This is a genomic window from Microbacterium sp. NPDC091662, from assembly GCF_044756705.1.
Lineage (GTDB): Bacteria > Actinomycetota > Actinomycetes > Actinomycetales > Microbacteriaceae > Microbacterium.
Genome location: NZ_JBIVTM010000001.1, coordinates 2280026 through 2292842 on the forward strand (window position 1 = coordinate 2280026; position 12817 = coordinate 2292842).

Annotated in this window: 15 protein-coding genes; 8 read left to right on the forward strand and 7 right to left on the reverse strand. The window is 68.7% G+C overall.

Annotation, left to right across the window (positions count from 1 at the left end):
* The first annotated feature begins 64 nt into the window (after window positions 1-64).
* Together ACIQLD_RS11125 and ACIQLD_RS11130 are read left to right on the forward strand one after the other, a co-directional pair.
* On the forward strand, window positions 65-430 hold the full coding sequence (locus tag ACIQLD_RS11125; protein WP_402608057.1) for a DoxX family protein: 366 nt from the start codon (window positions 65-67) through the stop codon (window positions 428-430).
* A 34-nt stretch (window positions 431-464) separates the two neighbouring features.
* Window positions 465-1265 carry an alpha/beta fold hydrolase gene (locus ACIQLD_RS11130; RefSeq protein ID WP_402608058.1) on the forward strand — a complete coding sequence of 267 codons (801 nt, stop codon included), beginning with the start codon at window positions 465-467 and terminating at the stop codon, window positions 1263-1265.
* Window positions 1266-1324: 59 nt separating this feature from the next.
* Here ACIQLD_RS11130 and msrA read toward each other — a convergent pair whose 3' ends face one another.
* Window positions 1325-1870, reverse strand: a complete 546-nt coding sequence (msrA, locus tag ACIQLD_RS11135; RefSeq protein ID WP_402608059.1) for a peptide-methionine (S)-S-oxide reductase MsrA — start codon at window positions 1868-1870, stop codon at window positions 1325-1327.
* Window positions 1867-2361, reverse strand: a complete 495-nt coding sequence (gene msrB / locus ACIQLD_RS11140) for a peptide-methionine (R)-S-oxide reductase MsrB (protein ID WP_402608060.1) — start codon at window positions 2359-2361, stop codon at window positions 1867-1869. The genes msrA and msrB overlap by 4 nt, the downstream gene beginning before the upstream one ends.
* Window positions 2362-2566: 205 nt before the next feature.
* Between msrB and ACIQLD_RS11145 the strand changes: the two genes are divergently transcribed.
* The 3 genes from ACIQLD_RS11145 to ACIQLD_RS11155 all read left to right on the forward strand — a co-directional run bounded on the left by ACIQLD_RS11145 (window position 2567) and on the right by ACIQLD_RS11155 (window position 4696).
* On the forward strand, window positions 2567-3256 hold the full coding sequence (locus ACIQLD_RS11145; RefSeq protein WP_402608061.1) for a hypothetical protein: 690 nt from the start codon (window positions 2567-2569) through the stop codon (window positions 3254-3256).
* Window positions 3257-3425: 169 nt separating this feature from the next.
* The gene (locus ACIQLD_RS11150; RefSeq protein WP_402608062.1) at window positions 3426-4343 is read left to right on the forward strand and encodes a DUF808 domain-containing protein; all 918 of its coding nucleotides are present in this window, start codon (window positions 3426-3428) and stop codon (window positions 4341-4343) included.
* A gap of 113 nt (window positions 4344-4456) precedes the next feature.
* Window positions 4457-4696: a hypothetical protein gene (locus ACIQLD_RS11155; RefSeq protein WP_029260697.1), complete on the forward strand. Its 240-nt coding sequence runs from the start codon at window positions 4457-4459 to the stop codon at window positions 4694-4696.
* A gap of 49 nt (window positions 4697-4745) precedes the next feature.
* Here ACIQLD_RS11155 and ACIQLD_RS11160 read toward each other — a convergent pair whose 3' ends face one another.
* Entirely contained in the window at window positions 4746-6095 is a 1350-nt protein-coding gene (locus tag ACIQLD_RS11160) for a DUF222 domain-containing protein (protein WP_402608063.1), read from the reverse strand.
* 83 nt (window positions 6096-6178) lie between these two features.
* Here ACIQLD_RS11160 and ACIQLD_RS11165 point away from each other — a divergent pair, with 83 nt between their 5' ends.
* The 3 genes from ACIQLD_RS11165 to pnuC all read left to right on the forward strand — a co-directional run bounded on the left by ACIQLD_RS11165 (window position 6179) and on the right by pnuC (window position 8746).
* Window positions 6179-7378: a hypothetical protein gene (locus ACIQLD_RS11165; protein ID WP_402608064.1), complete on the forward strand. Its 1200-nt coding sequence runs from the start codon at window positions 6179-6181 to the stop codon at window positions 7376-7378.
* A 124-nt stretch (window positions 7379-7502) separates the two neighbouring features.
* Window positions 7503-8030: a GNAT family N-acetyltransferase gene (locus ACIQLD_RS11170; protein ID WP_402608065.1), complete on the forward strand. Its 528-nt coding sequence runs from the start codon at window positions 7503-7505 to the stop codon at window positions 8028-8030.
* Between the two features lie 2 nt (window positions 8031-8032).
* Window positions 8033-8746, forward strand: coding sequence for a nicotinamide riboside transporter PnuC (pnuC, locus tag ACIQLD_RS11175; RefSeq protein WP_402608066.1), 714 nt, complete (start codon window positions 8033-8035; stop codon window positions 8744-8746).
* A gap of 63 nt (window positions 8747-8809) precedes the next feature.
* Here the strand turns inward: pnuC and ACIQLD_RS11180 are convergent, their stop codons facing one another.
* The 4 genes from ACIQLD_RS11180 to ACIQLD_RS11195 form a co-directional block, all read right to left on the reverse strand.
* Window positions 8810-10177, reverse strand: a complete 1368-nt coding sequence (locus ACIQLD_RS11180; RefSeq protein WP_402608067.1) for a heparan-alpha-glucosaminide N-acetyltransferase domain-containing protein — start codon at window positions 10175-10177, stop codon at window positions 8810-8812.
* Window positions 10178-10297: 120 nt separating this feature from the next.
* Window positions 10298-11035, reverse strand: a complete 738-nt coding sequence (locus ACIQLD_RS11185; RefSeq protein WP_021199478.1) for an amino acid ABC transporter ATP-binding protein — start codon at window positions 11033-11035, stop codon at window positions 10298-10300.
* The gene (locus tag ACIQLD_RS11190; RefSeq protein WP_402608068.1) at window positions 11032-11898 is read right to left on the reverse strand and encodes an amino acid ABC transporter permease; all 867 of its coding nucleotides are present in this window, start codon (window positions 11896-11898) and stop codon (window positions 11032-11034) included. Before ACIQLD_RS11190 ends, ACIQLD_RS11185 begins: the two co-directional genes overlap by 4 nt.
* Window positions 11895-12746, reverse strand: a complete 852-nt coding sequence (locus ACIQLD_RS11195; RefSeq protein ID WP_402608069.1) for an ABC transporter substrate-binding protein — start codon at window positions 12744-12746, stop codon at window positions 11895-11897. The genes ACIQLD_RS11190 and ACIQLD_RS11195 overlap by 4 nt, the downstream gene beginning before the upstream one ends.
* Window positions 12747-12817: the final 71 nt, after the last annotated feature.

Consider the following 12817-nt stretch of genomic DNA (forward strand, 5'->3'; position numbering starts at 1 on the left):
CTCCATTGTTGGTTGATGATCGGTCGGTTACTGATCGTAACAAAGACACAGAATGGAACCTCGGATGCTCATCGCCCTCTGGATCGTCAACGGGCTGCTCGCCCTCGCCATGCTCGGCGGCGGCTTCATGAAGCTCGTCACCCCGAAGGCGACGCTCGCCGCACGCGGCATGACATGGACGGAGGACTTCTCCGCCGGGACCATCAAGGCCATCGCCGCGCTCGAGGTGATCGGTGCGTTCGGGCTCATCCTTCCGCTGGCGACCGGGATCGCCCCGATCCTCGCCGCTCTCGCGGGCACCGGAATCGCGGTCATCATGATCGGAGCCGTCGTCGTGCACTTGCGCCGCAAGGAGCCTGCCACTCCCGCCATCGTGCTGGCGGTGCTGGGAGTCGCGAGCGCGGCGCTCGGCTTCCTCGTCGTGCTCTGAGCCTCCCCCCGGAGAACAGGGCCAAGATGGAGAGGTGGCCGTCCCTCTCTCCGACCTGACCAGCATGCCCGAGCCCCAGCAGGTGTACGCCGCCGACGGCACCCGGCTCGCGACCTACACGTGGGGCGCGCTCGACGCCCCGGTCGTGGTCACCGTGCACGGCTTCGCGTCGAACGCTCGCGACAACTGGGTGCTCACCGGGTGGGTGCGCGAGCTGACGCGCGCGGGTTATCGCGTGCTGGCACTGGATCAGCGCGGCCACGGCCTCAGCGAGAAGCCGCATGACCCCGACGGCTATCGGATCCGCACGCTCGTGACCGATGTCGAGACGGTGATGGACACGTACCTCGTCGACGACGCCTTCTACATCGGGTACTCGCTCGGCGCCCGCGTGGGGTGGGAGGTCGTGCGCGAGCTGCCGCACCGCATCGGACGAGCGGTGTTGGGAGGGGTGCCGGACGGTATCCCTCTGGCGCGACTCGACCTCGACCAGGTGCGGGCTTACATCGCCGAAGGCACCCCGGTAGCCGATCAGACGACGCAGAACTACATCGCCCTGACCGAGCGGGTGCCGGGCAACGACCTGCAGGCGCTGGTCGCGCTCGCGGAGGGCATGCGCGCGTCGGGCATGATCGACCCCGACCCCTCGGACGCGCCGACCCGGCCGATCCTCTTCGCCACCGGCTCGAAGGACGCGATCATCGAAGGCTCGCGGGCCCTGGCTGCAGCCGCCCCCGACGGGCGGTTCTTCGAGATCCCGAACCGGAACCACTTCAACGCCCCGGGATCGCGCGACTTCAAGGAAGCGGCCCTCGCGTTCCTCGCCGAGCCCTAGGGGCTCGCCGAGCGGCGTGGCCCGACCGAGAGGCGACCGGGCCACGCTCGGGATCCGCGTCAGACGGCGGCGGCTTCGTCGCGCTTCGGCAACACCCATCCCGCACGCGGGAAGTGGCACGTGTAGCCGTTCGGGTACTTGATCAGGTAGTCCTGGTGCTCTTCCTCGGCCTGCCAGAACGGGCCGGCCGGCTCGATCGTGGTGACGGCCTTCGCCGGCCAGAGGCCCGAGGCGTCGACGTCGGCGATCGTGTCGCGCGCGACGGTCTCCTGCTCGGGGGTGAGCGGGAAGATCGCCGAGCGGTAGCTCGACCCGATGTCGTTGCCCTGACGGTTCAGCGTCGACGGGTCGTGGATCTGGAAGAAGAACGCGAGGATGTCACGGTAGGTCGTCTTCGTCGGGTCGAACACGATCTCCACGGCCTCGGCATGACCGGGGTGGTTGCGGTAGGTCGCGTGGTCGTTCGAGCCGCCGGTGTAGCCGACCCGGGTGCCGAGCACGCCGGGCTGGCGGCGGATCAGGTCCTCCATGCCCCAGAAACAGCCGCCGGCGAGAACGGCGGTCTCGGTCCCGGGCGTGCGGGTGATGGTTCCGGTGTCGGTCATGACTGCTCCTCAGAGGTGTCGGAAGGTGCGGGGGTGTCGGTGGTGGGGCGTGCGAAGAGGGCGCTGTAGCGACCGTACCCCTCTTCTTCCAGGCTGTCGGCCGGGATGAAGCGGAGAGCCGCCGAGTTCATGCAGTAGCGCAGTCCGCCCTCGGCGCGTGGGCCGTCGTCGAACACGTGCCCGAGGTGGCTGTCGGCGACGGCCGAGCGCGCCTCGGTGCGCTTCATCCACAGCGAGCGGTCGGTGCGCGTGGTCACGGCGTCCGCATCGATGGGCTTGGTGAAGCTCGGCCATCCGGTGCCGCTGTCGAACTTGTCGGTCGACGAGAACAGGGGCTCACCGGAGACGACGTCGACGTAGATGCCGTCGTCGTGGTTGTTCCAGTACGCGTTGCGGAACGGCGGCTCGGTCGCGTCCTGCTGGGTCACCTCGTACTGCAGCGGGGTGAGGCCGCTGACGGCCTCGGGGGTCTTGCCGTAGTCGTTCGACATGATCTGACTCCTTGTCCGACGTCGCTGGCTGCGGCGTCTTAGAGGAGAACCGACGAGCGGCCCGTTTTGGTCCCGCAGCCCTGGGAGCGGGCTGTGAGTTTCTGCGGTGACTGTTACGAGGTCGCCTCAGCTGGCATTTCGGACGTGGATGGTTCCGGGATGTCGGTAGCCGCACGTATCCTCCGACGCAGAGCGAAGGAGAACGATGACTGCCACGATGACCGTGGGGAGACCGATGCCGGCCCGGCTGCGGGTTCTGCGGCTCCTGCAAGCGACGTTCGCGCCTGATCGAGGCCTGCTGGCCGCCTGGTTTGCCGTCTCTCTTCTTTCCACGATCGGATTCGGCCCGCTGATCGGAGGAACGGTCATCGGAGGAACCCTTACGGTCCTTCTCCTGTTGATGTTGGCCGTTGCGGCGTACTTGCCTCCGACCGGGCCATTACGAGAATCGTCCGCTCTGGCCGCGCGAGTTGCAGATCTCCTCAAAGTCGCCGGTGGCGCGCTGCTTTTCGGGGCAGCGGCGACCTACGGCGTGTGGGCGAACACAGTGCTCAGCGCCCAGTCACCCGGCGAACAATTCTCGCTCGCCTCCATCTGGAGTCTCACGTGGCCCATCCTCACCATTTCCCTCGCCTTTGGATCCATCGTCGTCGGGTGGCGTCTTGGTTGGGACTTCCGTCACTCAACCAACCGATCGCGACTGGTCGCAATCGGAAAGGTTCGATCGTGGCTCCCGGACTATCGGTCACGTAAGGGAATCCTCGTAACGTGGTTGGCGAGCGTCGCCTTGGTGACAGCACGCTCCGGAGGACTCATGTGGCTGGGGCCATTCATTCCGTGGGTCGTGGCCTGGGATGTCTATCTTGCGTCTGAATACATCCGGTGGGGAGCCTGACCGCCTGAGCGACTCGACAGCTGCGTCCCTCCGACTCGACAGCCGTGCCCCTCCGACTCGACAGTCGTGCCCCTCCGACTCGACAGCCGTGCCCCTCCGACTCGACAGTCGTGCCCCTCCGACTCGATAGAGTTGCCTCCGCACTTCACACCACGAGGGGATACCGCCCATGTCCGTTGGACTTCTGGCCGTCGTCGACGACATCCTGAGCGCCGCGATGAAGGCGTCGGCCAAGGCGGCCGGCGTCGTGATCGACGACGCCGCGGTGACTCCGCAGTACGTGCAGGGCCTCACGCCCGCCAGGGAGCTGCCCGTGGTCGGCAAGATCGCCCTCGGGTCACTGGCCAACAAGTTCCTGATCATCATCCCGGTGGCGCTGCTGCTGACCGCGTTCGCTCCGTGGGTGCTGCCGTATCTGCTGATCCTGGGCGGGGCCTACCTGTGCTTCGAGGGCGCCGAGAAGGTGCTCGAGTGGTTCGGCGTGCAGCACGGTCACGCCGACGAGGGTGCGCGCGATGAGAGGAAGCTCGTGCTCGGGGCGGTGCGCACCGACCTGATCCTCTCGACCGAGATCATGCTCATCTCGCTCGCGAGCCTCGAGAAGGGGCTCGACATCTGGGCGACGCTGGCGATCCTCGCCGTGATCGCCCTCCTTATGACGGGTGTCGTCTACGGCGCCGTCGCCCTGCTGGTGAAGATCGACGACATCGGCCTGAAGATGGCGAAGAACCCGGTGCAGCGTGTGCGGCATACCGGCACCAGGATCGTGCGGTCGATGCCCGCGGTGTTCCGTTTCATCAGCATCCTCGGCACGGTCGCGATGCTCTGGGTCGGCGGCCACCTCGTGCTCGTGAACCTGGGCGAGGTCGGGTGGCATTTCCCGGTTGGCGTGCTGCACGCGGTGGAGGACGCGCTCCATGGCCTCGGTCCGGTCGTGGTCTGGATCGTGGACACCATCATCTCCGCGATCGCCGGTCTCATCTTGGGGCTGCTCGTCGTCGGGATCGTGCTCGGCGTCGCGCGTCTGTTCGGCAAGACCCCCAGCTTCCACGAGGGCGAAGAATCCCCCGCCGACGTCCACGTCTGAGCCCGAGCCCCGCCCGAGCCCCCGCCCGAGCCCCAGCCCGAGCCCCAGCCCGAGTCGTCGCTATCCGCCGCGCGGGGGATGCGGCCCGCCGTCCGCTCCGGTTTGATCGGAGCATGAGCACCGATCACGCCACGCAGTTGCGTCGGACCCGGCGCCTGATCTCCGCCATCGCCATCGTGGGGATCGGTGCGGCCGCGGTCTGGTTCGTCTTCGCCGCCATCGGCGAGTCCGGTGGCCAGCTCACTGCTGCCAGCGCCACTGCTGCGGGGCTGGGCGCGGCCTGGTCAGCGGGGTTCGCCGCCCTCACCTCCCGACTGAAATCTATCGAGAACGCCCCGACCTCGTCGGGCTGAGTCCACCGGACGAGCGCGACGAAGGTGTCTGCCCGAGGAGACGACGCACTCACGCCGCGATGTCGTACCGGGCTCTGCCGCCGAGCCTCGGTCTGCGCTCGGGGTCGACGTTCGGCGGGGGGATGAGCCACACCCGCGCCGCGAACCCCCGCCCCTCGATCCTGATCTCCCAGTCGTTGTCGTGGATGCGATGATGACAGCTCTCGCAGAGCAGCACTCCGTTGTCGAGATCGGTCGGTCCGGCATCCCGCTGCCACCAGCGCAGGTGATGCGCCCTGGTCAGTTGCGGGGGCAACCCGCACATCACGCAACCGCCGTCGCGTTCCACGAGCGCGAGTCTCTGGGCGCGGGTGAACAGCCGCTTCTCGCGCCCCCAGTCGAGGATCTCGCCGTCACCTCCGAGCACGACGGGGATGATGCCCCCACCAGCCGCCATCCGACGACATGAGGCGATGCTGACCGGCTCATCGAGGCCGTCGACCGTCGCGAATCCGGTGCCTGCGGTCAGGTCGTCGAGCCCCACGCGGACGACGACGGTCGCACCGGATACCGGAAGCCCGCCGTTGTCGCATCCGCTCGCATGCGCGCAGATCTCGACGAGCGCATCGGCCTGGATCATCGCGACCGTGCGACGGTCGGCATCAGGCGCCGCGGGGTCGAGCACGTGCGCCCGCGCCTGGAACGTGGCCGTCACGTACGCCTGGATCGCCGCCTTCACGGGAGCGCCGGACGCGATGTCGGTCTGCAGGGTCAGATGCAGCGACCCGTCGCGCTCGAACATCGTCAGCGAGCGCCGCGACCGGGCCTCATCTTCGCGCGGAGCCACACCGTCGGGATCGAGCCAGGCCTCGGCGTGCACGACGAGCTTGCGCACGTCATCGAGCGACAGCCCTGCCGCACGTTCGACGAGCAGTCGCTCGGCATCGACGATCCGCTCGATCCCGGCCTTCACGCGCGCCCGGTCGAGCAGGGCCACGATCAGCGCCGCGGCCGCCGCACTGAGCTCGCCGGCGCCGATCGCCCGCTGCACCTCGGGGTACCGCGGGGGCAGCTTCTCGCCGATGAGGTTCGCCCGCGGCGCGGTCGCCTCCCCCACCTTGACGAGCCGCACCGCGTCGCCCGTCGATCCGCCTGTCGTGGCGGCGATCATGGTCGCCGGGTTGCGGAATCCCTGCTGCTTCGCGAGACCCGCAGGCCCCAGTTCCGGACGCGCTTCCCGCGCGATGCCCGCCGCGATCTCGGCATGGATGCCGTCGAGTCGACGCTGTACCAGTCCCATCGCCCGGTGCGCATCGAGCAGTTGCGCGCGGCTCAGATCGGCCGCGTTCGTCGCATCGCCCCACGCGTCTTCGAGGTACGTCATCGCCTCGAGGAGCGGGTTCAGATGCGGGTTCGCCATACCTCCATCTTAGAAGATATGTTCGAATCTCAAGAAGGCCTGTGGATAACTCCGCGCCTCGTCATTGCCGTAGTCTCATCGCCATGTCCGCGTCCCCGAAGCTGCGCAGCACGAAGCGCGATGCCGACCGCTGGTTCCGTGAACAGGGCCTTCCGACGTTCGTTCCGCTGCGCCGCTGGTTCACCGACCTCCCCCGCCGTGTCGCACCGTTGATCGCGTGGGTCGCGGTGGCCGCGTACCTCTTCCAGGACGGGATCGAGGTCGTCTTCGACTTCGCTCTCGACGACGACTCCACGGAATGGGAGATCGTGCTCGTCTTCCTCGCCGTGGTGATCTTCCTGCTCGCGATCGGGCTCGCGTGGGCCGCCTACTACCTCGTGCGCGCCCTGCTGCGTCGCCTCCCGGTGGGCATCGGCACCGCGGTCGCGCTCGTCCTGATCGCCGCGTGCCTCGCCTTCACGATCGTCTACGGATACAGCGCCCAGCCCGACGCGACCGTCGGCCCGGTCCTGCGCACCATCCTGGTGCTCGGCCTCTGCATCCTGGTGACCGGCATGGGCGGTGGCGCGATGATCTCCTGGGCCTCGCGCCTCGCGGTGCGCAACGCCTCGGCGATCGGGCACATGGCGTCGATCGCCCTCCCGGTCATCCTCATGCTCGTCGTGTTCTCGTTCTTCTCGGCCGAGGTCTGGCAGATGGCATCCGCCCTCTCCTGGGGATCCATCGCCCTGCTCGGCCTCGTCGTCGCGGTGCTCGCAGGCATCGTCGTGCTGCGGGTCAGTGCCTCCGAGATCGACGATGATGCGCAGGCACCGAGCGCCGAACAGCGAGCCGCCCTGCTCATCGGCACGCCCGCAGAGGGCCGCCCCGTCGCCCCCGGCGCTCCGGGACGACTGCGCGCACCGCAGCGCATCAACATCCTGCTCGCGATGACCGTGGCGCAACTGGTGCAGGCCCTGTTCTTCGCCGGCCTCCTCGCGGCGCTGCTGATCGTGATCGGAGGCATCGCCGTCCCCACGGGCGTCGTCGGCATCTGGCTCGGATCCGGCAGCGCCGCCCAGCCGCTCGCGGTGCAGCCCCTGGAGTTCTTCGGGGCCAAGCTGCCGCTCACCGTCAACCTACTCAAGGCCGCCACCTTGCTCTCGGTGATCGCCGCGCTCCCCTTCGTGTTCTCCGCCGTGAGCGAGGCCCGTTACCGGGAGCGCTTCTTCGACCCGATCATGGCCGACATGCGGCGAGCGATCCTCGTGCGCGAGGCCGTGAGCACGACAGCGGCACGCTGAGCTCTGTAACTGTTCGGTCGCAGCACGCCCGACGCCCGTTCCTCCTGCTAGCGTCGGCGATGCGCACCCGAGCGCCGAAGAAGGATGCGCACCCGAAGCGCAGAAGAAGAGAGACCGCCCGCCGATGACAGCCGTGCGAATCAGGGATGCCGAGACCGCCGATCTCGAGACGATCACCGCGATCCACAACCATGCCGTGCTGCACACCACCGCGATCTGGAACGAAGAAGCGGTCGACCTCGCCGACCGCCTCGCCTGGCTCGCCGATCGCACCGCCCGCGGCTATCCCGTCGTCGTGGCGGTCGACGACACGGGAGTGCTGGGCTATGCGTCCTATGCGCAATGGCGCCCGCACAGCGGCTACCGCCTCACGGTCGAGCACTCGGTCTACGTCGTCGGCGGCCAGCACGGTCGCGGCATCGGCACCGCCCTGATGTCGGCGCTCATCGATCGCGCGCAGGACGCGGGGATGCACGTCATGATCGCGGGGATCGAGAGCGGGAACGCCGCCTCCATCGCCCTGCACGAGCGTCTGGGTTTCGTCGAGGTCGGACGCATGCCGCAGGTCGGTGCCAAGTTCGGGCGCTGGCTCGACCTGAGCATGCTGCAGCTGGTGCTCGACGACCGCCCCGAACCCGACGCCGGATCCTGACCATGAACCTGCTGCAGTGGTTCGTCGACGCCTTCAACTCGCAGTGGATGCTGCCCGGCGGGCAGACGCTCCTGGTGCGGGAGGTCGTGGGCAACGCGTTCGGTCTGGCCAGCGCGCTCGGTGGCATGCGGCGCAAGGTGTGGGCGTGGCCGGTCGGCATCGTCGGCAACCTGCTGCTGCTCACGGTCTTCCTGGGCTCCGCCCTCAGCCCCGACCCGTCCCTGCCGCACCTGCTGGGTCAGGCCGGGCGGCAGATCATGTTCATCGCCGTCGCGATCTACGGCTGGATCCGCTGGCGCAATCTCGACGGCGGACGCGTGGTCCCGCGCTGGGCGCCGACGAGCGCGCGGATCGGCATGGTGCTGGTGATGATCGTCGGCACGGTCGCCCTGACCCCGCTGTTCCGCCTGCTGGGATCGTGGGAGCCGGTGTGGGCCGACGCCTGGACGTTCGTCGGATCGCTGCTCGCCACGTACGGCATGGCCAAGGGCTGGACAGAGTTCTGGCTGATCTGGATCGCCGTCGACGTGGTCGGGGTGCCGCTGCTGTTCAGCTCCGGCTACTACGCCACCGGTTTCATGTACGTCTTCTACGGCGTCTTCACCGCGATCGGCTTCGTGATCTGGTGGCGGGCGCAGCGAAGCGCCGCGCACCCGATCGAGATACTGCCACCCGATCCGAGCCCTCGGCGCCCGGAGGAGGAAGAGCTCACCTGAGCTCCCCCTCCCCCGGCATCCCCCTCCGCCTCGATGTCGCCCCTCCTCGACACGAGGTCGTTCTCAGTCCGGGTGCTTCCCCGTGACGCCGCCCTTCGAGGTCAGCGCCATGGCGTCGGCCGCCCGCGCGGTGAGTCGTTCGAGCGGCCCCTTGCCGACCGTGCGCGTCCAGATGAGCGCGCCGGCCATCATGAGCAGTGAGAGCGCGATCCACGGCAGCACCGGGTTCGACAACCAGGTCGCCGCTCCCGCCAGGATGAGGATCGCCTGGATGACGTAGCCGGTGAGCGGAACCGCGCCGTAGGCGGCGAGGGGGAGAACGGCCCACCGCGCATAGCGGGTCACCAGCAGGCACAGACCGAGGACGGCCACCGCGAATCCGCCGGATGCCAGCACCTCCAGCACCCCGCCGGAGTGGGCTGAGACGCTGGTGACAGCTTCGAGCATCTTCGCGGGCGGGTCCTGCGAAGCCACGCGATCGAAGTACGACTGCCCCTCGTCGATGCCGCCGCCGTCGCCACCGAACAGCGAGGCCTTCTCGGGTGCGAAGCAGACGACCACGCCGTCGCTGGTCTGGCAGGTCAGTCCGGAGACGTCGACCTCGTCCCCGGGGATCATGCTCATCGAACCCGAAGCCGAAGCGGAACCGGAAGCGGAACTCGACGTCGCGGCATCCTGCTGCGGGGGCGTGAGGAGAGCGCCCAGCGCGTAGCCGCCGATCGCGATCAGCCCTCCGCAGACGAGCATGACGACCGCCGTCTTCACCCGGGTCAGGTCGAGGCGTCCGATCACGAGCCCCGCGCAGAGCAGCGCGGCCCAGACCGTGATCGGGTAGGTGCCGAACAGCACGAGCGACAGTCCCGGGCCGCCCAGATCCGGCGAGAGCGTGCCGATCAGGGCGAGCAGGGGAGGCCCGAGGATGCCGAGAGCCGCCCCGGCGATCACCAGCACCCGGGTGCGCAGGTGCACCGTGAACGCCGCGAGGATGTACAGCACGCCGTAGAGCGTGAGGATCACGGCGATTCCCGAGCCGAGCAGCTCGACCACGAGCCCGATCACGAAGATCGCCGCCCCGCGGCCGACCAGGCGCAACCGGATCTTCCGGAGCTCGTCCGGTGTCGCGGTGCGGGCGCCGCCCGTCATGAGAGCAAGCGACACCCCGGCCAGCAGCGCGAACAGGATCGAGGAGCGGCCGTTGACGATGTCCAGCCACGTCGACGGGTCGGTCAGGGTGAGGTCGGGACCGCTCGCGATCATCAGGTGCGCGCCGAACATGCCGACCAGGGCGAGCCCGCGCGCGACGTCCACGCCGACGATGCGGCGCCTCCCCGTGGGGGCGCCTTCGCCGCGGCGCAGGCGGCCGCCCGAGCCTGACGCGGAGGCGTCGGCCGTCGGCGCGGCGGAAGACGGGATGATGTGGGGCGTGCTCACGTGGGGACCTCTCGAGGAATCGGCGGAGACCTCAAGCTCAGCACGCGCCTCCGAGGGCGCGCATCCACCCTCAGTACCGCTTCGATCCGTCGAGCGGATGAGCGTCGGTGCCGCCGGGAGTCAGTGCTGCACGCGCGCCAGGAACTCCGCGGTGGCCGCCTGCTGCGGGGCATCGAACACCTGCGAGGGCGGCCCCTGCTCGACGACGACACCGTGCTCGAGGAACACGATGCGGTCCGCGACCTCGCGTGCGAACGACATCTCGTGGGTCGCCATCACGATCGTGGCCCCCTGCTGCTTCAGCTGTCGCACCAGGTCGAGCACCTCGCCCACCAACTGCGGGTCGAGGGCGCTGGTGATCTCGTCGAGCAGCAGCACCTCGGGCTGCGTGAGCACCGCGCGCACGATCGCCACGCGCTGCTGCTGACCGCCGGAGAGGCGGTCGGGGTACTCATCGGCCTTGGCGCCGAGGCCGAGCGTGTCGAGCAACGCACGCGCTTGGGCACGCGCTTCCGTCTTGCGCATGCCGTGCACACGCACGGCGGCCAGCGTGACGTTGTCGAGCACGGTCAGGTGCGGGAACAGGTTGAAGTGCTGGAACACGACCCCGATCCGGGCCCGCACCGCATCGGCATCCACCCGCGGGTCGGTGATGTCCTCGCCGGAGAGGAAGATCTGCCCGTCGTCGATGCCCTCGATGAGATTCATGGTCTTGAGCAGGGTCGACTTGCCCGAGCCGGACGCGCCGATCAGCACGACCACCTCGTGCGTTCCGACCGCGAGATCGATGCCGCGCAGCACGTCATGATCGCCGAAGCGCTTGCGCACGCCCCTGGCCTCGATCACCGGCACGCTCATACGACTCCTCCGGCCTGCTCGCGCTTGTTCAGACGCGCCGTGACGACATCGGTCAGGCGGATCATCGGCCAGCTGAGCACGATGAACATGAGGCCGGCGACGACGTAGGGCGTGAAGTTGTACGTCTCGGCGACCATCAGTTGCGCAGCACGCACCGCATCGACGGCGCCGAGCACCGAGATCAGCCCCACGTCCTTCTGCATCGAGACGAAGTCGTTCATGAGGGCGGGGACGACCTTGCGCACACCCTGCGGGATGACGACGATCCGGAGCGTCTGCCCGTGGGTCAGCCCGAGCGACCGCGCGGCGATGCGCTGCGAGGGATGCACGGCCTCCATGCCCGCACGCAGCACCTCGGCGACGTACGCGGAGTAGGTGAGGACCAGCGCGATCGTGCCCCAGAACATCGGGGGCATGCGCGGGAAGATCATCAGCGCGGGGATGCCGAAGCCGACGAGGTACAGCACGATCAGCAGCGGGATGCCACGGAAGAAGTCGGTGTAGGCCGCGGCGAGCGCGCGCAGGGGGAAGAACACCGGTCCGCGCAGCGAGCGCATGGTGGCCAGGAGCGTGCCGAGGATCGCGACGCACACCACGGCGATGACGAGCACCAGGAGGTTGACGAGCAGTCCCTGGAAGATCGGACCGATGCTCTCCAGCGCCACCTGCGGGTCGAAGAAGGTCTGGCTGACGATCGCCCAACCGGGGGTGTTGACGACGACCACGATCACCACCGCCAACAGAGCGATGCTGCTGCCGAACGCGATCAGGATGGATCGGGTGGTCGCCCGGCGCCGCAGAACGCGGCGTGACAGCTCGAGTGCGCTCGGCTGCCACTCCGCGTCGACGGACTGTGAGGTCATTTCAGGACGGGGACGTCGACCGCGTCGCTGAGCCACTTCTGCTGCAGCTCGTCGAGCGTGCCGTCGTCGCGCAGGGCGTCGACGGCCTTGGTGACATCGGCCGTGAGTGCCGAGCCCTTGGGCAGCACGATGCCGAACTCGTCTCCGCCGTTCGCCTCGGCGAACTGCCCGGTCACCACGCCGTCGTCGAGCTGGGCGCCGACGACGTAGAAGGCACCGGGGAGGTCGGTGATCATGGCGTCGATCTGGCCGCCCTTGAGCGCGAGCACCACGTCGTCGACCGAGTTGAAGACGTTGAGGTTCGCCTCGCCGAGCTGGGCCTTGGCGACCGTGTAGCTGGTGGTTCCGCTGGCCACGCCGACCTTGGTGGCCTTGAGCTCGTCGATCGTGGTCGCCGATGCCGCGGGCGAGCCGCCGACCGCGACGACGGCCTGCGTGGTCGTGTAGTACGGCGACGAGAAGTCGACGGCCTTCTTGCGGTCATCCGTGATGGAGAACTGCTGCAGGTTGATGTCCCAGTCCTTGGGGCCCGGTGCGATGGCGCCGTCGAAGGTGGTGCGCACCCAGACGATGTCGTCGGCCGTGTAGCCGAGCTGCTCGGCGACGGCGTTGGCGACCGCGCCTTCGAAGCCCTCGCCGTTGGAGGGGTCATCGTCGACGAACCACGGCTCGTAGTTGGGCTCGCCGGTCGCGATCGTGAGCTTGCCCTCGGTCACAGTCGGAAGGCCCGAGCCGTCTCCGCTGCCGGAGTCGGCGGACGGCGAGCTGCAGGCAGAGAGGGTGAGGGCGATGGCGGCAGCAGCAGCGGCGACGGCTGCGGCGCGGCGGAGGGTGGGAGCGAAGGGCACGATGACTCCAGGGCGAGGGAGGGTATGGAGAAGACGGCGAGGCAGGACGGGTCTGCTTCTGCAGACACGGT